Raw genomic sequence first — 18,468 nt, forward strand, 5'->3', positions numbered from 1 at the left:
CCCAGCCCCTCCGGCGATTGAGGAGCGGGGCCTGGGGCAGCGCCCCAGAGTGCCGGGTACGTCGTGGCCGCTCGCGCAGTTCCCCGCGCCCCTTACGGGGCTTATCTCAGCGCCGGTAAATCAAGCCCCTCCGGCGATTGAGGAGCGGGGCCTGGGGCGGAGCCCCAGGGGCGGTGCCGGGTGCGTCGTGGCCGCTCGCGCAGTTCCCCGCGCCCCTGACGGGGCTGTCAGTCCCGGCACTTCTCAGGCGCCCCGCGCCCCGCCGCCTCGGGCGGCTACGTCGGGCGGGCCATGGCCTTGACGAAGGCGCGTTCCACGTCGGCGGCGGACAGGACGCCGTAGATCGCGCCGTCCTCCTCGACGACCAGGTACTCGGTCGCCGGCGTCGCCCGCAGGGTGTCGAGCAGCTCCTCGCCGGCCAGCTCGGCGGAGACGCGCATCCCGTCGGTGAGGTCCTGGGCGAGCGTGCCGGCCGGCACCCAGGGCCTGCGGTGCTCGGGGACGCCGACGATGGCGGCCTCGCGGACCAGGGAGCGGGGTTCACCGTCGGCGTCGACGACGACGAGGGCGCGGGCGCCCGCCTCGTTGGCCCGGCGCAGCGCCTCGGAGAGCGGGGTGGCGCTCTCGACGGGTACGGCGCGCCGGGTCAGGGTCCGGGCGCGCAGCTCGGGCAGGTGCTCCCGCAGCCGTGCCATGCGCAGGCTGTTGCCCGCGCCGGTCCAGATGATCGCGGCGAGGATGGCGGCGAGCAGGGCGTCCATGACGGTGTCCATGCCGCTGACGTCCTCGGCGCTCTGGCCGAGCGCGCCGGACTGGGTGAGCAGCGGCAGGCCGATGAGGACGGTGACGGCGAGGGCGCGGCCGACCCAGGCGGCGGCGATCGTGCCGCTCATGGGCTTGCCGGTGATCTTCCAGACGACGGCGCGCAGCATCCGGCCGCCGTCGAGGGGCAGGCCGGGCAGCAGGTTGAACACGGCGACGATGAGGTTGGAGATCATCAGCCCCGCGAGCAGGACGCCGGGGACGGTGCCGGGCTCGACGACGCGCATGCCGAGGTAGAAGACGCCGGCGAGGACGAGGGAGAGCAGCGGCCCGACGAACGCGAGGACGAACTCGCGGCCCGGCGTCTCCGACTCCTTCTCGATCTCGGAGACCCCGCCGAAGAACTGGAGCTGGATGCGGCGCACCGGCAGCTTGAAGCGCAGGGCGGCGACCGTGTGGGCCAGCTCGTGGACCAGTACGGAGGCGTAGAAGGCGACCGCGAAGAACAGGGAGACGAGGTACCGCAGGGCGCCCAGCTCGGGCAGGATCCGGTCGAGCTGCCCGCCGAACACCCAGGTGATCAGCGCGGCCACGAGGAACCAGCTCGGGGCGACGTACACCGGTACGCCGAACGGGCGGCCCATGAGCAGCCCGCCGCGCGGCTCGGGCGGCTTGGCGGGCCCCTTGCGCCGCCCGGAGGTGGCGGCGGCCCGCTCGGGGTGCCGGTCGTGGGGGTGCGGGGGGTGCGGCGCGGGGTGAGCGTCCGGCGCGGGGTGCGGCTCCGGTGCCGGGCGCTCGGTCGCCGGGGGTGTCTCGGGCGCGGAGGCCGTCTCGGGCGCGGGCTCGGCATCCGGTGCGGGCGTGGCGTCCGGCTCGGGCGCGGGACCGGGGTCCCCCTCACCCGGGGCGTCTTCCCGTACGGGCTCGGAGGCCGGGGTGCTGTCCGGTGCCGGCGTCGATGCCGGCGTCGTGCCCTCGGCGCCGGGGGCGGCCGGGGGTTCGGCGTGCGGGCGGGCCTTGTTCGGGGACGGACGACGGTCGTCGTCCGTGCCGGTGCCGGACTGCGGCTGCCCGCTCTCGTCCACGGTGATCCCTCGGTCCCCTCGTTCGAAGCGTTTCCCGCCGTACCGGGCGGGACGTTCTGGCGTCGATGGTATGCGGACGGTGCCCGCCGACCCCTGTCGACTCCCCCGGCCCACGGTACGTGGGACGCCCGCGCGGCGCGGATGCCTGACTGTCAGTGGCGGGCCGTAAGGTCGTGTGTCATGGAGACCAGTACAGAGGCGGGCCCCGAGAGCGCGCCCGAGCAGCCCGCCGGCCGGGCCCCCGCCGCGCCGGTGTCGTTGTCGCCGTCGCGGGCCGGCGACTTCATGCAGTGCCCGTTGCTGTACCGGTTCCGCGTGATCGACAAGTTGCCGGAGAAGCCCAGTGAGGCGGCTACCCGGGGCACGCTGGTCCACGCCGTGCTGGAGAGACTCTTCGACGCCCCGGCCGGCGAGCGGACGCCGCCGCGGGCCAAGTCGCTGATCCCCGGTCAGTGGGACCGGCTGCGGGAGACGCGCCCCGAGCTGGTCGAGCTGTTCGCCGACGACGCCGAGGGCGAGCGGATGGCGCGCTGGCTGGAGCAGGCGGAGGCGCTGGTCGAGCGCTGGTTCACGCTGGAGGACCCGACGCGCCTCGAGCCCGCCGAGCGGGAGCTGTTCGTCGAAGCCGAGCTGGAGTCGGGGCTGCGGCTGCGCGGGATCATCGACCGGGTGGACGTCGCGCCGACCGGCGAGGTCCGCATCGTCGACTACAAGACGGGCAAGGCGCCCCGCCCGGAGTACGCGGAGAGCGCCCTGTTCCAGATGAAGTTCTACGCGCTGGTGGTGTGGCGCCTGAAGGGTGTCGTGCCGCGCCGGCTGCAGTTGGTGTATCTGGGCAGCGGGGACGTGCTGACGTACGACCCGGTGGTCGCGGACCTGGAGCGGGTCGAGCGCAAGCTGCACGCGCTGTGGGACGCGATCAAGGAGGCGACCGAGACGGGGAACTGGCGGCCGAGGCCGACGAAGCTGTGCGGCTGGTGCGACCACCAGGCCGTCTGCCCGGAGTTCGGGGGCACTCCCCCGCCCTATCCGCTCCCGGTGCGGGCGCCCGGCGCGGACACCTGATCCGGACGACAGGGCCCGGCAGGGCAGAATGGGGCCGGACTTACCGAAGGAGAGTTTCGTGGCCATCCGCGTCCTACTGGTCGACGACCAGCCGCTGCTGCGTACGGGCTTCCGCATGATCCTGGAGGCCGAGCAGGACATCGCGGTCGTCGGCGAGGCCGGTGACGGTCTCCAGGCCCTCGACCAGGTCCGCGCGTTGCAGCCCGATGTGGTCCTCATGGACATCCGTATGCCGCGGATGGACGGGGTGGAGGCGACCCGGCAGATCACCGGGCCCGGCAAGGACGGCCCGGCGAAGGTGCTGGTCCTGACCACGTTCGACCTCGACGAGTACGTGGTGGAGGCGCTGCGGGCGGGCGCCAGCGGCTTCCTCCTCAAGGACGCCCCGGCCCATGAGCTGGTGCAGGCGATCCGGGTGGTGGCCGCCGGTGAGGCGATGCTCGCGCCGAGCATCACGCGCCGTCTGCTCGACAAGTACGCGGACCATCTGCCCTCGGGCGACGAGCCGGTGCCGGACACGCTGCACACGCTCACCGACCGCGAGGTCGAGGTGCTGAAGCTGGTGGCGCGCGGCCTGTCCAACGCGGAGATCGCCGCCGACCTCTTCGTCAGCGAGACGACCGTGAAGACCCATGTCGGGCACGTTCTGACGAAGCTGGGCCTGCGCGACCGGGTGCAGGCCGCGGTGTACGCGTACGAGAGCGGTCTGGTGCGCCCCGGCGCCCAGTAGCCCCGGGCCCGCCCGCACGGCGAAGGCGCCGGTCACCTCACGGTGGCCGGCGCCTTCACGCACGTACGGGGCTGCGGGTCAGCCCTTGCTGATCTCCCAGAAGCGGAAGACGGTGGACGCGTCGAGGCAGTTCTCCAGGCCGTAGACGTTGTCGCGGGCGACGGCGTACTGCTTGGCCTGCCACAGCGGCAGGATCGGCAGCTGGTCGGCGACGATGTCCTGGAGTTCGCCGTACTGCTTGGCGGTCGCGGACCGGTCGCTCTGGGCGCCGGTGCGCGGGATGATCGTGCCGGTGATGGTGCTGTTCTCGTAGTGGTTGGCGAGGACGTTGCCGGCGCCGAAGAACGGCTGGGTGAAGTTGTCGGGGTCCGGGTAGTCGGGCACCCAGCCCTTGACGTAGACGCCGTACTTGCCGGACTTGATGTCCCGCTCGTACTGGGCGAACTCGACGGACTTCACGTCGGCGTCGAACAGACCACTGGAGTTGAGCTGCTTGGCGATGGCCTTCAACTCGGCGTCGGTGCCGGGGCCGTAGCGCGACGGCGTCGACCAGAGCGTCAGCTTGACCTTGTCGGTGATGCCGGCGCCGCGCAGCGCCTGCCGGGCCTTGGCGGGCGAGGGGCGGGAGCCGTAGCGGTCGAAGAAGGCCGTGTTGTGGCCGGTGATGCCCGCCGGGATGATCGAGTACAGCGAGCTGGTGGTGTTGTCGTAGACCTCGTCGATGAGGGCGTCGCGGTCCACGAGGTAGGCCATGGCCTTGCGGACGGCGAGCTTGCCCGCGACCGGGTCCTTCATGTTGAAGACGAGGTGCTGGACCTCGGCGCTGGTGCCCTGGACGACGTCGACACCCGAGCCCTCCGCCTCGATGTCCTTCTCGATCCCGGCGATGTCCTTGGCGGCGAGGCCGCGGTAGGCGAGGTCGACGCCGCCGTCGAGCAGCGACTTCTTCAGCGCCTTCTGGTCACCGTGGAAGAACTTCATGGTGACGCCCGGGTTCTTGACCTTGGCGGTGCCCTTGTAACCGGAGTTGACCGAGAAGACCGCGTCCTTGTCGCCGAACGAGTCGAGCTTGTAGGGGCCCGAGCCGACGGCCTTGCCGTCCGTGCGCAGCTTGTCGGCGGGGTACGCGGTGTGGTCCACGATGGAGCCGGCGCCGGAGGCTATCTTGCTGGGAAAGGTGGCGTCGGCGTACTTGAGCTTGAAGACGACCGTCTTCTCGTTCGGCGTCTCCACCTTGTCCAGCATGGGGAACATGATGGACGGGCCCGCGTCGTCGTGGATGCGCATCATGCGGTCGAAGGAGAACTTCACGTCCTTGGACGTCAGCGCGTTGCCGTTGCTGAACTTCAGCCCGGCGCGCAGCGTGCAGGAGTACACCTTCGTGGCCGCGTCGGCGAAATGGCACTCGTGGGCGGCTTCCGGCTCCGGCTCGGTGCCTCCGTTGGGGAAGCTGAGCAGGGACTGGAAGACGTTGTTGAACAGCAGCCACGAGCCCGGGTCGTAGCCCGAGGCCGGGTCGGTGGCCTGGATGTCGTCGGACATCCCCACCACCACGGAGTCGCCGGAGCCGGCGGAGCCGCCCTGGTCGGAGCCACACCCGGTCAGCAGTGCCGCGGCGAGTCCCACGCCGAGGGGCGGGACGAGCCACTGGTTGCGCATTCTCACGTACGTGCCTTGTCGTCGGCGTTGCGTTGGAGAAGGGGCCGGCCGCGACGTCGGGACCGGCCCCGGAGAACTCAGCCGCTGACCCCGCGGCCCAGCTCCCACAGCTGGAGGACCGAGGAGGAGGACAGCGCCCACTCCACGCCGGTGATGTCGTCGCGCGCGGCGACGTACTGCTTGCCCTGCCACAGCGGCAGCACGGGGACGTCGTCGGCGACGATGTCCTGGATCTGCTGGATGCTCTTCGAGGCGGTGAGGCGGTCGGCCTCCCGGCGCTCGGAGGGGATGAGCCGGCCGCGGATGTTGCCGTTGGCGTAGGGCGAGTTGAGGAAGTTGTCCTTGTCGAGGAAGGGCGCGAGGAAGTTGTCGGCGTCCGGGAAGTCGGGGAACCAGCCGAGGCCGTAGACGTCGTACTTGCCCTTGAGCTGCGCGTCGCGGTACGTGTCCCAGTCGTGGCCCTTGATGGAGACCCGGAACAGGCCGCTGGCGTTGAGCTGCTTCTTCAGGACCTCGAACTCGCGCTGGGTGGCCGGGCCGTAGTGGTCGGTCGTGTAGTGCAGCGTGAGCGTGACCGGCGTGTGGATGTCGGCCCGGGACAGCAGGTTCGCGGCCTTGGCCTTGTCCGGGTTGCCGTACTGGTTGAAGAACGAGTTCTGGTGGCCGGTGATGCCGGCGGGGACCAGCGAGTACAGCGGCTCGGCGGTCGTGCCGTACACGTCGGAGGCGAGCTGCCCGCGGTCGATGACCTGCGCCATGGCCTCGCGCACGGCGCGGCTCTTGACGGACGGCGCCGCGGTGTTGAAGCCGAGGTAGCGGATCTCCATGCCGGGCATCTCGACCAGGTTGACGTTCTTCGGCGCGCTGGAGGAGTACGAGCGGATCTGCTGCGGCGACATGGTGCGGGTCATCATGTCGATGTCGCCCTTCTCCAGCGCGGAGCCCATGGCGTCGGCGCTGTCGAAGGAGACCAGTTCGACCTTGTCGTTCTTCGGCTTCAACTGCCCCTTGTAGTGCGGGTTGCGGCTGAAGACGGTCTTGACGACGGTGTTGCCCTTGACCTCGGCCTTGAGGGTGTAGGGGCCGGAGCCGTCGACCTCGAAGCCCTTGCGGAGCTTGTCCTTCGCGTAGTCGGCCGGGTTGACGATGCCCGCGGTGGGCGTGGCCAGCTTGTACGGGAAGGTGGCGTCCGGGGTGTTGAGGTGGAAGACGACCTTGCGGGCGCCCTGCGTCTCGATGGTGTCGATCGTGGAGAGCAGGCCGTAGGAGGCGCTGTCGCTCTTGATGCGGCGGACGCGGTCGATGGAGTACTTCACGTCGGCGGCGGTGACGGCCTTGCCGTCGGCGAACGTGAGGTCCTTGCGGAGCGTGCAGACGTACCGCTCGCTGCCGGTGTCGGTGAAGATGCAGCTCTCTGCGGCCTCGGGGACGGGCTCGCCGGAGCCGCTGCGGGGCATCGCCATCAGCGTCTGGACGGTCTGGCGCAGCACGTTCCAGGACCCGGCGTCGTAGGCGTAGGCCGGGTCGAAGGGCGCGGGGACCTTCCCGGAGGCCATGAACCGGTCGGTGGTGCCCACGGCGATGGCGTCGCCGCCCTTGCCGCCGCTGTCGGACCCGCCGCACGCGGCGAGTACGGGGGCCAGCAGGCCGATGACGGCCGGCAGCACCAAGGTCTTGCGGTTCATGCTCGAAACTCTCCAGAGCTGTCGATCCCGCGGGCCCGGGGGCGGGGGTGGTGCGCACGGGTCGCGGGAGGGTTGCGGCGATGTTCTCGCCACGACATTAATGCGCCCGCGGGAGCGCTCCACAGGGGCCGCCGCGCGGGGTCCTCACGCTGTGGAACCGGGCGTGGACGCACCGAAAACGGCTCAGGAGGCAGGTTCGGCCCAGGGAGCGACCAATCAGGACACAAGTCACGTCCCGGCACGGGAGCGAGCGGCCCGCAGCATGGCGGGGCAGGGCTGTCGAGACCCCGGCGCGTGGGAAAGGTCACAGCTTCAACTGAACCGGCGGAGGCGGTGATTCAGCCAGTTACCGCCGGTCACAGCGGCATTCGGCCGTCAGGTGTCACGGCGTCATGAGGCCGTGCAGGAAAGGCAGGTTGACGTGTTCGAGTGAGGTGACGACGGTGCGGCGGTGCGCGGGCTCGATGGGCGCGACGGACGGCACGGCGACGACATGGCAGCCCGCGGCCTCGGCGGCGGCGACCCCGGTGGCGGTGTCCTCGATGACGGCGCAGCGGGCGGGTTCGGCGCCGAGCCCGGAGGCGGCGATGAGGTAGGGGTCGGGGTGCGGCTTGGTGCGGGCCACCTCGTCCCCGGCGACGGAGAGCCGGAAGTGCTGGTGGCCGAGGGAGTGCAGGACGCGGTCGATGATGCGCCGGTGGGAGGCGGAGACGAGCGCGGTGGGGACCCGGTGGGCGGCCAGTTCGGCCAGGAGTCTCGCGGCGCCCGGCATCAGCGGCAGCGACTGGCTGATGCGCTTCTCGAACGCGTCGTTGAGCAGCACGCTCAGCTCGGGCAGCGTGATGTCGGCGCCGGTCGCCTCGATGAGGAAGCCGGCGCTGCGGGTCATGGGTCCGCCGACGACCGTCTGCCGCCAGGCGTCGTCGAGGGTGTGGCCGAGGGCGGCGAAGACGGTCACTTCGGCGTCCCACCAGAACCCCTCGGTGTCGACGAGCGTCCCGTCCATGTCGAGGAGGACGGCCTGCAGGGCGGAGCCTTCGGCCGTTCGGGTACCGAGTGCGGGAACCGTACTGGTCATCCGGGCACACCTCCATGAGGGACGAAGAGGCCGGTCCCCCTTGCGGACACAAGGGCGACCGGCCTGCGCTGGACCGACAAGTGTACGACGAGTCGCCTCAGCGCGCGTTGAAGTACTTCGCCTCGGGGTGATGGATGACGATGGCGTCGGTGGACTGCTCGGGGTGGAGCTGGAACTCCTCGCTGAGCTGGACGCCGATCCGCTCCGGCTCCAGCAGCTCGGCGATCTTGGCTCGGTCCTCCAGGTCGGGGCAGGCTCCGTAGCCGAGGGAGAAGCGGGCGCCGCGGTACTTGAGGTCGAACATGTCCTGCATGGCGTCCGGGTCCTCGCTGCCGAAGCCGAGTTCGGCGCGGACGCGGGCGTGCCAGTACTCGGCGAGCGCCTCGGCCAACTGGACGGACAGGCCGTGCAGTTCGAGGTAGTCGCGGTAGGAGTCGGAGGCGAACAGCTTCGCCGTCTCCTCGCCGATCCGGGAGCCGACGGTGACGACCTGGAGGCCGACGACGTCGGTCTCGCCTGACTCCTCCGGGCGGAAGAAGTCCGCGAGGCACAGGCGGCGGCCGCGGCGCTGGCGCGGGAAGGTGAAGCGGGTCCGCTCGTTGCCCGCGTCGTCCAGGATGATCAGGTCGTCGCCCTTGGAGACACAGGGGAAGTAGCCGTGGACGACGGCCGCCTCCAGCAGGTTCTTGGTGTGCAGCTCGTCCAGCCAGCCGCGCAGCCGGGGCCGGCCCTCGGTCTCCACCAGCTCCTCGTAGGTGGGGCCGTCGCCGGTACGGGCCTGCTTCAGCCCCCACTGGCCCTTGAACAGGGCGCCCTCGTCCAGCCAGGACGCGTACTCCTTGAGCTGGATGCCCTTGACGACGCGGGTGCCCCAGAACGGCGGCTCCGGCACCGGGTTGTCGACGGCGACGTCGGAGCGGACCGGGCCCTCGTCGGGGCGGTCCTCGATCACCGGCGTCGCGGCCCGCACGCGGCGCTGCTTCAGCTCGGGCAGGCTCGCGCCGGGCACGCCGCGCTTGACGGCGATCAGGGCGTCCATCAGGCGCAGGCCCTCGAACGCGTCGCGGGCGTAGCGGACTTCGCCCTCGTAGATCTCGTGCAGGTCCTGCTCGACGTAGGCGCGGGTCAGGGCGGCGCCGCCGAGGATCACCGGGTAGTCGGCGGCCAGCTTGCGCTGGTTCAGCTCCTCCAGGTTCTCCTTCATGATGACGGTGGACTTGACGAGGAGTCCTGACATGCCGATGACGTCGGCCTTGTGCTCCTCGGCGGCCTCCAGGATCGCGGAGACGGGCTGCTTGATGCCGAGGTTGACGACGTTGTAGCCGTTGTTGGACAGGATGATGTCGACGAGGTTCTTGCCGATGTCGTGGACGTCGCCGCGCACGGTCGCCAGCACGATCGTGCCCTTGCCCTGCTCCTCGCCCTCGGCCTTCTCCATGTGGGGTTCGAGGTAGGCGACGGCGCTCTTCATGACCTCGGCGGACTGGAGGACGAACGGCAGCTGCATCTGGCCGGAGCCGAAGAGTTCGCCGACGACCTTCATGCCGTCGAGCAGCGTGTCGTTGACGATGTCCAGGGCGCGCCGGGTGCTCAGCGCCTCGTCGAGGTCGGCCTCCAGGCCGTTCTTCTCGCCGTCGATGATGCGCCGCTTGAGCCGCTCGTCCAGCGGGAGCGCGGCCAGTTCCTCGGCCTTGCCGGCCTTCAGGGACTTGGCGGTGGCACCCTCGAACAGCTCCATCAGCTTCTGCAGCGGGTCGTAGCCCTCGCTGCGGCGGTCGTAGATGAGGTCGAGGGCGGTGGTGACCTGCTCCTCGTCGAAGCGGGCGATCGGCAGGATCTTCGACGCGTGCACGATCGCCGAGTCCAGGCCGGCCTTGACGCACTCGTCGAGGAACACGGAGTTGAGGACGATGCGGGCCGCCGGGTTGAGGCCGAAGGAGATGTTCGACAGGCCGAGCGTGGTCTGCACGTCGGGGTGACGGCGCTTCAGCTCGCGGATCGCCTCGATGGTGGCGATGCCGTCCTTGCGGGATTCCTCCTGACCGGTGCAGATGGTGAAGGTCAGGGTGTCGATGAGGATGTCCGACTCGTGGATGCCCCAGTTCCCGGTGAGGTCCGCGATCAGCCGCTCGGCGATCTCCACCTTCTTCTCCGGCGTACGGGCCTGCCCCTCCTCGTCGATCGTCAGCGCGATCAGCGCGGCGCCGTGCTCCTGGGCGAGCCGGGTGACCTTGGCGAAACGGGACTCGGGGCCGTCGCCGTCCTCGTAGTTGACGGAGTTGATGACCGCGCGGCCGCCCAGCTTCTCCAGGCCCGCCCGGAGCACCTCCACCTCGGTCGAGTCGAGCACGATCGGCAGCGTGGACGCGGTGGCGAAGCGGCCCGCCAGCTCCTCCATGTCGGCCACACCGTCGCGGCCCACGTAGTCGACGCACAGGTCGAGCATGTGCGCGCCCTCGCGGATCTGGTCGCGGGCCATCTCCACGCAGTCGTCCCAGCGGCCTTCCAGCATGGCCTCGCGGAACTTCTTCGAGCCGTTGGCGTTGGTCCGCTCCCCGATCGCCATGTAGGCGGTGTCCTGGCGGAACGGCACGCTCTGGTAGAGGGAGGCGGCGCCCGGCTCGGGCTGCGGTGTGCGGCGGGTGGGCTCGGTGCCGCGCACCCGCTCCACGACCTGGCGCAGATGCTCGGGCGTCGTGCCGCAGCAGCCGCCGACGAGCGACAGGCCGTACTCGCGGACGAACGTCTCCTGGGCGTCGGCCAGCTCGGGCGCGGTCAGCGGGTAGTGCGCGCCGTCCTTGGTCAGCACGGGCAGGCCGGCGTTCGGCATGGCCGACAGGGGGATGCGGGAGTGGCGGGAGAGATAGCGCAGGTGCTCGCTCATCTCGGCGGGGCCGGTGGCGCAGTTCAGGCCGATCATGTCGATGCCGAGCGGCTCCAGGGCGGTGAGCGCCGCGCCGATCTCGGAGCCGAGGAGCATGGTGCCGGTGGTCTCGACGGTCACCGAGCAGATCAGCGGCAGGTCGGTGCCGGTGGCGTCGAGGGCGCGGCGGGCGCCGAGCAGGGCGGCCTTCGTCTGGAGCAGGTCCTGCGTGGTCTCGACGAGCAGGGCGTCGGCGCCGCCCGCGATGAGCCCTTCGGCGTTGCGCTGGTAGGCGTCGCGCAGGGTGGTGTACGGGGCGTGGCCGAGCGTCGGCAGTTTCGTACCGGGGCCCATCGAGCCGAGGACCCAGCGCTGCTGACCGGTGTCGGCGGTGAACTCGTCGGCGACCTCGCGGGCGACCCGGGCGCCCGCCTCGGACAGTTCGAAGACGCGGTCGGCGATGTCGTACTCGCCGAGGGCGGCGTGGTTGGCGCCGAACGTGTTGGTCTCGACGCAGTCCACTCCGACGGCGTAATACGCCGCGTGCACCGAGCGCACGATGTCGGGGCGGGTGAGGTTGAGGATCTCGTTGCAGCCTTCGAGGTTCTGGAAGTCCTCGAGCGTGGGGTCCTGCGCCTGGAGCATGGTGCCCATCGCGCCGTCGGCCACCACGACGCGGGTGGCGAGGGCTTCGCGCAGGGCGTCCGTGCGGGCACGGGAATCGGATGCGGGCGTCGGCAACGAGGCCATGAAAGTGCTCCCTGAGGTGCGACGGCTGTCGGCTTTGCGCCCCCACTGCTGGAGACGCACCCGGTCAGGGTAGCCGGGACCATGGTCCCGGCGTGCGGGCGTCCACGCACCGGAACGACACGTCACACTGTCCCCGGCGCGCCGGTGCGGGGCCGGCGGGAGAACGGCCGGAATTCTCGCCGCACGCCGCATTAGCAGGAGGTCGGCAACGACCGATACTGTTCAGCATTGTCGAACGCTGTTGGGCGAGAAGATCGAGGAGGCGGGACTGCGATGGCACGCAACATCCAGTCGCTCGAACGGGCGGCGGCGATGCTGAGGCTGCTCGCGGGCGGCGAGCGGCGGCTCGGCCTCTCCGACATCGCCTCCGCGCTCGGGCTCGCCAAGGGCACCGCCCACGGCATCCTGCGCACCCTCCAGGCCGAGGGCTTCGTGGAGCAGGACGCCGCGTCGGGCCGCTACCAGCTGGGCGCGGAGCTGCTGCGCCTCGGCAACAGCTATCTCGACGTCCACGAACTGCGGGCCCGCGCCCTCGTCTGGGCGGACGACCTGGCCCGCTCCAGCGGCGAGGCCGTCTATCTCGGCGTGCTGCACCAGCAGGGCGTGCTGATCGTGCACCACGTCTTCCGGCCCGACGACAGCCGGCAGGTGCTGGAGGTGGGGGCGATGCAGCCGCTGCACTCCACGGCGCTCGGCAAGGTGCTGTCGGCGTACGACCCGGTGGCGCACAGCGAGGTCGTGGAGGCCGAGCGCAAGGAGTTCACAGTGCGCACGGTGAGCGACCTCGCCGACCTGGAGTCGGTCCTGGACCTGACGCGGGCGCGCGGGTACGCGGCCGACGTGGAGGAGACCTGGGAGGGCGTGGCGTCGGTCGCGGCGCCCATCCACGACCGGCACCGGATGCCGGTGGGGGCGGTCGGCGTGACGGGCGCGGTGGAGCGTGTGTGCACCAAGGAGGGCGAGCTGCGGCCCGAGCTGATCGCGGCCGTTCGGGACTGCGCCCGCGCGGTCTCCCGGGACCTGGGCGCGAGCCGCTTCTGACCTCCGCCTTCGCGCCCGCGCACCCTTCTCGCCCCGCCTCCGTGCGGGGCTTTGTCACAGGCGGGGCGCACCGAGGTGCAGAGGGCGGGCTTCCGTGCGACCTTCGAGAAACGCTTCCGAGGGCGGCCGAGACGGCGCATCATCACCCCTGGGCAGCGGACGAACACCCATAGGCGCGAACGATCAATAACGATCGTGCTTTGAATAACAGAACCCTTGACGAGCGAGTAACCCCAAAGCCAGACTCGCGTCCATCGGTCGGCATTGTCGAACACCTACCGGCAATACGCGTTAGAGTGTGGACAGCCAGGCCGGACCCGCCCCTCTCCCTAGGGGCTCGCGGGTATTCCCCTGGACGAAGGACAAAGGAGTCGCGGGTGTCCAGCCACGACATCTTCCTCGGCGAGACCATCGGTACCGCCGTACTCATCCTGCTGGGCGGTGGCGTGTGCGCCGCCGTCACGCTCAAGCGCTCCAAGGCGCAGAACGCCGGCTGGCTCGCCATCACCTTCGGGTGGGGCTTCGCGGTCCTGACCGGCGCGTATCTGGCGGGCGGCGTCTCCGGCGCCCACCTGAACCCGGCGGTCACCATCGGCCTCGCCATCGAAGGCGGCACCAAGTGGAGCGACGTACCGCTCTACCTGGCCTCGCAGCTCCTCGGCGCCATGATCGGCGCGGTCCTGGTGTGGCTGACGTACTACGGGCAGTTCCACGCCCACCTCACGGACGAGGACGTGCTGCGCGCCCACGCGGCCGACGGCGACGAGGGCATGGTCGACCCGAAGGCCGCGCCCAAGGCCGGCCCGGTGCTCGGCGTCTTCTCCACCGGCCCCGAGATCCGCAACGCGGTGCAGAACCTCCTCACGGAGATCATCGCCACCGTCGTGCTGGTCCTCGCCATCCTCACCCAGGGCCTCAACGACGGGGGCAACGGACTCGGCACGCTCGGCGCGCTGATCACCGCGCTCGTCGTCGTCGGCATCGGCCTCTCGCTCGGCGGTCCCACCGGTTACGCGATCAACCCGGTCCGTGACCTCGGCCCGCGCATCGTGCACCAGCTCCTCCCGCTCCCCAACAAGGGTGGTTCCGACTGGTCGTACGCGTGGATCCCGGTCGCGGGTCCGCTCATCGGCGGCGCCCTCGCGGGCCTGATCTACAAGCTGTTCTGAGCACCCGCGCAGTGCCGCGACCGACACCGACCACCGCACGTACCACGAGGAGCAGACCGTGACCGACGCCCCCAACGCCGCGACCCACTCCCACGGCGCAGGACCCTTCATCGCCGCGATCGACCAGGGCACGACCTCCAGCCGCTGCATCGTCTTCGACCGGGACGGCCGCATCGTCTCCGTCGACCAGAAGGAGCACGAGCAGATCTTCCCGAAGCCGGGCTGGGTCGAGCACGACGCGAACGAGATCTGGGCCAACGTCCAGGAGGTCGTCGCCGGGGCCATCTCCAAGGCCGGCATCACCCGCGACGACATCAAGGCCATCGGCATCACCAACCAGCGCGAGACGACGCTGCTGTGGGACAAGAACACCGGTGAGCCCGTCCACAACGCCATCGTCTGGCAGGACACCCGCACCGACGCCCTGTGCAAGGAACTCGGCCGCAACGTCGGCCAGGACCGCTTCCGCCGCGAGACGGGCCTGCCGCTCGCCTCGTACTTCGCCGGGCCCAAGGCCCGCTGGCTGCTCGACCACGTCGACGGGCTGCGCGAGCGCGCCGAGCGCGGCGAGATCCTGTTCGGCACGATGGACTCCTGGGTCATCTGGAACCTGACCGGCGGCGTGAACGGCGGCCGGCACGTCACCGACGTCACGAACGCCTCCCGCACCCTCCTGATGAACCTGCACGAGATGCGCTGGGACGAGCGCATCTGCCACTCCATCGGCGTGCCCATGGAGATGCTGCCCGAGATCCGCTCCTCCGCCGAGGTCTACGGCGAAATCACCGGCGGCAGCCTCGGCGACGTGCTCGGCGGCGTGCCCGTCGCCTCCGCGCTCGGCGACCAGCAGGCGGCCCTGTTCGGCCAGACCTGCTTCTCGGTGGGCGAGGCGAAGTCCACGTACGGCACCGGCACCTTCATGCTGATGAACACCGGTGACAAGGCCATCAACTCCTACTCGGGCCTGCTGACCACGGTCGGCTACCAGATCGGCGAGCAGAAGCCGGTCTACGCCCTGGAGGGCTCGATCGCCGTCACCGGTTCGCTGGTGCAGTGGATGCGCGACCAGATGGGCCTGATCAAGTCGGCCGCCGAGATCGAGACGCTGGCCTCGTCGGTCGAGGACAACGGCGGCGCCTACTTCGTGCCCGCCTTCTCCGGCCTGTTCGCCCCGTACTGGCGCTCCGACGCGCGCGGTGTCATCGCGGGCCTGACCCGTTACGTCACCAAGGCGCACATCGCCCGCGCCGTCCTCGAGGCGACCGCCTGGCAGACCCGCGAGATCACCGACGCCATGACGAAGGACTCCGGCGTCGAGCTGACCGCGCTCAAGGTCGACGGCGGCATGACCTCCAACAACCTGCTGATGCAGACCCTCTCGGACTTCCTGGACGCGCCCGTGGTGCGCCCGATGGTCGCCGAGACGACCTGCCTCGGCGCCGCCTACGCCGCCGGTCTCGCCGTCGGCTTCTGGAACTCCACGGACGACCTGCGCGCGAACTGGCGCCGGGCCGCCGAATGGACCCCCCGCATGGACGCGGCCACCCGCGACCGTGAGTACAAGAGCTGGCTCAAGGCCGTACAGCGGTCCATGGGCTGGCTCGAAGACAGCTCTGTCGAGGAGTAACACCCCACCATGAGTACCCAAGCCACCCTGCAGACCGTGCCTGCCCTCGGAACGCACCCGGTCGCCGGCTCCCACCCGAGCCGCGCCGAGACCCGCGAGCAGCTTTCCAAGGCGACGTACGACCTCCTGGTCATCGGCGGCGGCATCCTGGGCATCTCCACTGCCTGGCACGCCGCGCAGTCGGGTCTCAGGGTGGCCCTGGTCGACGCCGGCGACTTCGCCGGCGCCACCTCCTCCGCCTCCTCGAAGCTGCTCCACGGCGGTCTGCGCTACCTGCAGACCGGCGCGGTGAAGCTGGTCGCGGAGAACCACTTCGAGCGGCGCGCGGTGTCGCGGAACGTGGCCCCGCACCTGGCCAACCCGCTCACCTTCTACCTGCCCGTCTACAAGGGCGGCCCGCACGGCGCGGCCAAGCTCGGCGCCGGGGTCTTCGCCTACAGCGCGCTCTCCGCGTTCGGCGACGGCGTCGGCCATCTGCTCTCCCCCGGCAAGGCCCAGCAGGACGTGCCCGAGCTGCGCACCGAGAACCTGAAGGCCGTGGCCGTGTACGGCGACGACCAGTTGAACGACGCGCGCATGGCCCTGATGACCGTGCGGGCGGCCGTCGACGCGGGCGCCGTCGTCCTCAACCACGCCGAGGTCACCGGCCTGCGCTTCACCCGGGGCCGCGTCACGGGCGCCGAGCTGAAGGACCGGATGGAGGGCGAGGAGTTCGGCGTCGACGCGCGCCTCGTGCTCAACGCCACCGGCCCCTGGGTCGACCACCTGCGCACGATGGAGGACCCGAACGCGGCGCCCTCGATCCGGCTGTCCAAGGGCGCGCACCTCGTCATGAAGCGCACCTCGCCCTGGAAGGCCGCGCTTGCCACGCCCATCGACAAGTACCGCATCACGTTCGCCCTGCCCTGGGAGGACATGCTGCTGCTCGGCACGACCGACGAGGAGTACGAGGGCGACCCGGCCGACGTGTCGGTCACCGAGAAGGACATCGAGCAGATCCTCGACGAGGCCGCTTTCTCCGTACGCGACCAGCAGCTCAAGCGCGACCTGATGACGTACGCGTTCGCCGGTCTGCGCGTGCTGCCCGGCGGGCCCGGCGACACGTCGAAGGCCAAGCGCGAGACGGTCGTCACCGAGGGCAGGGGCGGCATGCTGTCCGTTGCCGGCGGCAAGTGGACGACCTTCCGCCACATCGGCCGTACGGTCATGAAGAAGCTGGAGGCGCTGCCCGGGCACCCGCTCGGCGACGACTTCGAGCCGATCAACGAGCTGCCCAAGCGGCTTCCGCTGCCCGGCGTCGCCAACCCGCGCGCGGTCGCCCACCGCCTCCTCGTGGACAACCCGGCGCCCGGCCCGCGCATGGCCGCCGACACCGCCAAGCACCTGGCGACGCACTACGGTTCGCTGGCGTTCGACATCGCGCGCCTCGCCAACGAGAACCCGGAGCTGGGCGAGCGCGTCCACCCGGACGCGCCGGAGATCATGGCGCAGGTCGTCTACGCCCGCGACAACGAGTGGGCCGAGACGGCGGACGACGTGCTGCGCCGCCGCACCACGCTCACCATCCGGGGCCTCGCCACGGACGAGGTGCGCGGCAAGGTGCAGGACGTGCTCGACAAGAAGTGACGGCTCTGTTCTGACGGACAGGTGAGGGGCGGCTCCCGGTGGCGGGGACCGCCCCTTACCGCTTCCGGGGGCGTCCGGGGGCGGCCTTAAGGGTCCGGAGCGCGTCCGGGGGCGCTGCCATGCGGCGGACATACGGCCGCAATGTCGGCGGGCGAGAGTGGGGGCATGTCTCCGGTTCCGCTCTCCGTGCTCGATCTGGTGCCCATACCCTCGGGCTCCGACGCCGCCGAGGCGCTGCGCGCGACCCTGCGCCTGGCCGTGGCCGCCGAGGAGTCCGGCTACCGCCGTTACTGGCTCGCCGAACACCACCTCAACCCCGGGGTGGCCGGCTCGGCGCCCGCGCTCGTCATCCAGGCGGTGGCGCAGGCGACCTCCCGCATCCGGGTCGGCTCGGGCGCGGTGCTGCTCGGGCACCGCACGCCGCTGTCCGTGGTCGAGGAGTTCGGCATCCTGGACGCGCTGCACCCCGGCCGGATCGACCTCGGCCTCGGCCGCTCGGCGGGCCGCACCCAGGGCACGCGCCCGGCGCCGGGCGCGACCGCTCCCCCGGCGGGATCCAGTGCCCCCGGCGCCCCCGGCGAAAGCGCCTCCACCGGCCAGGGCACCTTCACCGACGAGGGCCTCTACATCCCACCCCGCTTCACCGGCTTCGCCCGCCTGCTCCGCTCCCCGCGCTTCCGGCGCCAGACCGAGCTGTTGCAGCAGCCGGGGGCGTACACCCCGCCGTACGCGGACCAGCTCGCCGAACTGCTCGACCTGCTCGGGGGTACGTCACCGGGGGCGACGGCCGTGCCGGGCGAGGGCGCCGACGTCGAGGTCTGGGTGCTGGGCAGCAGCGGCGGCGAGAGCGCGGAGCTGGCCGGGGCGCGGGGTCTGCCGTTCGCGGCGAACTACCACGTCAGCCCCGGCACGGTCCTGGAGGCGGTGGAGGCGTACCGGGCCGCGTTCAAGCCGTCGCCGGCGCTCGCGGAGCCGTACGTCGTGGTCTCGGCGGACGTCGTCGTGGCCGAGGACGACGCGCGGGCCAGGGAGCTGGCCTCCGGGTACGGCCTGTGGGTGCGCTCGATCCGCGGCGGCGAGGGCGCGATCCCGTACCCGACGCCCGAGGAGGCGGCCCGGCATGTGTGGAGCGCCGAGGACCGGGCGCTGGTCGCGGACCGCGTGGACACGCAGTTCGTCGGGGCGCCGGGCACGGTCGCGGAGCGCCTCTCCGTGCTGCAACAGGCTACCGGTGCCGACGAGTTGCTGGTCACCACCCTCACGCACGATCCGGAGGACCGGGTCCGCTCGTACGCGCTGCTGGCGCGCGAGTGGGGCCTCGTATGACA

11 protein-coding genes and 1 pseudogene are annotated in these 18,468 nt (G+C 71.1%); 7 read left to right on the forward strand and 5 right to left on the reverse strand.

The features are described 5' to 3' along the window. Window positions 1-275 precede the first annotated feature (275 nt). A complete protein-coding gene (locus ACZ7LY_RS25760; RefSeq protein WP_471627078.1) occupies window positions 276-1,847 on the reverse strand; it encodes a site-2 protease family protein in 1,572 nt (523 codons plus the stop codon). A 180-nt stretch (window positions 1,848-2,027) separates the two neighbouring features. Here ACZ7LY_RS25760 and ACZ7LY_RS25765 point away from each other — a divergent pair. Beyond that, window positions 2,028-2,952, forward strand: a pseudogene (locus tag ACZ7LY_RS25765) (RecB family exonuclease); the annotation flags it as partial. 18 nt (window positions 2,953-2,970) lie between these two features. Continuing rightward, complete coding sequence (locus tag ACZ7LY_RS25770; protein WP_471627162.1) at window positions 2,971-3,642, forward strand: response regulator; 672 nt, start codon at window positions 2,971-2,973, stop codon at window positions 3,640-3,642. A 78-nt stretch (window positions 3,643-3,720) separates the two neighbouring features. Here the strand turns inward: ACZ7LY_RS25770 and ACZ7LY_RS25775 are convergent, their stop codons facing one another. From ACZ7LY_RS25775 to metH, 4 genes are all read right to left on the reverse strand, one after another. Then, window positions 3,721-5,307: an ABC transporter substrate-binding protein gene (locus ACZ7LY_RS25775; protein ID WP_471627079.1), complete on the reverse strand. Its 1,587-nt coding sequence runs from the start codon at window positions 5,305-5,307 to the stop codon at window positions 3,721-3,723. Between the two features lie 71 nt (window positions 5,308-5,378). Continuing rightward, a complete protein-coding gene (locus ACZ7LY_RS25780; protein ID WP_471627080.1) occupies window positions 5,379-6,986 on the reverse strand; it encodes an ABC transporter substrate-binding protein in 1,608 nt (535 codons plus the stop codon). Between the two features lie 382 nt (window positions 6,987-7,368). Beyond that, the gene (locus ACZ7LY_RS25785) at window positions 7,369-8,064 is read right to left on the reverse strand and encodes an HAD family hydrolase (protein ID WP_471627081.1); all 696 of its coding nucleotides are present in this window, start codon (window positions 8,062-8,064) and stop codon (window positions 7,369-7,371) included. A gap of 97 nt (window positions 8,065-8,161) precedes the next feature. Continuing rightward, complete coding sequence (metH, locus tag ACZ7LY_RS25790) at window positions 8,162-11,677, reverse strand: methionine synthase (RefSeq protein WP_471627082.1); 3,516 nt, start codon at window positions 11,675-11,677, stop codon at window positions 8,162-8,164. A 273-nt stretch (window positions 11,678-11,950) separates the two neighbouring features. Between metH and ACZ7LY_RS25795 the strand changes: the two genes are divergently transcribed. The 5 genes from ACZ7LY_RS25795 to ACZ7LY_RS25815 all read left to right on the forward strand — a co-directional run bounded on the left by ACZ7LY_RS25795 (window position 11,951) and on the right by ACZ7LY_RS25815 (window position 18,466). Then, complete coding sequence (locus ACZ7LY_RS25795; RefSeq protein WP_471627083.1) at window positions 11,951-12,718, forward strand: IclR family transcriptional regulator; 768 nt, start codon at window positions 11,951-11,953, stop codon at window positions 12,716-12,718. Between the two features lie 377 nt (window positions 12,719-13,095). Next, window positions 13,096-13,887 (forward strand): MIP/aquaporin family protein, encoded by a 792-nt coding sequence (locus tag ACZ7LY_RS25800; protein WP_471627084.1) that lies wholly within the window; start codon window positions 13,096-13,098, stop codon window positions 13,885-13,887. 58 nt (window positions 13,888-13,945) lie between these two features. Further along, window positions 13,946-15,514 (forward strand): glycerol kinase GlpK, encoded by a 1,569-nt coding sequence (glpK, locus tag ACZ7LY_RS25805; protein WP_471627085.1) that lies wholly within the window; start codon window positions 13,946-13,948, stop codon window positions 15,512-15,514. A gap of 9 nt (window positions 15,515-15,523) precedes the next feature. After that, the gene (locus ACZ7LY_RS25810; protein ID WP_471627086.1) at window positions 15,524-17,140 is read left to right on the forward strand and encodes a glycerol-3-phosphate dehydrogenase/oxidase; all 1,617 of its coding nucleotides are present in this window, start codon (window positions 15,524-15,526) and stop codon (window positions 17,138-17,140) included. A 165-nt stretch (window positions 17,141-17,305) separates the two neighbouring features. After that, the gene (locus ACZ7LY_RS25815) at window positions 17,306-18,466 is read left to right on the forward strand and encodes an LLM class flavin-dependent oxidoreductase (protein WP_471627087.1); all 1,161 of its coding nucleotides are present in this window, start codon (window positions 17,306-17,308) and stop codon (window positions 18,464-18,466) included. The last annotated feature ends 2 nt before the right edge of the window (window positions 18,467-18,468 follow it).

It is taken from the genome of Streptomyces sp. NPDC107550 (assembly GCF_055639095.1).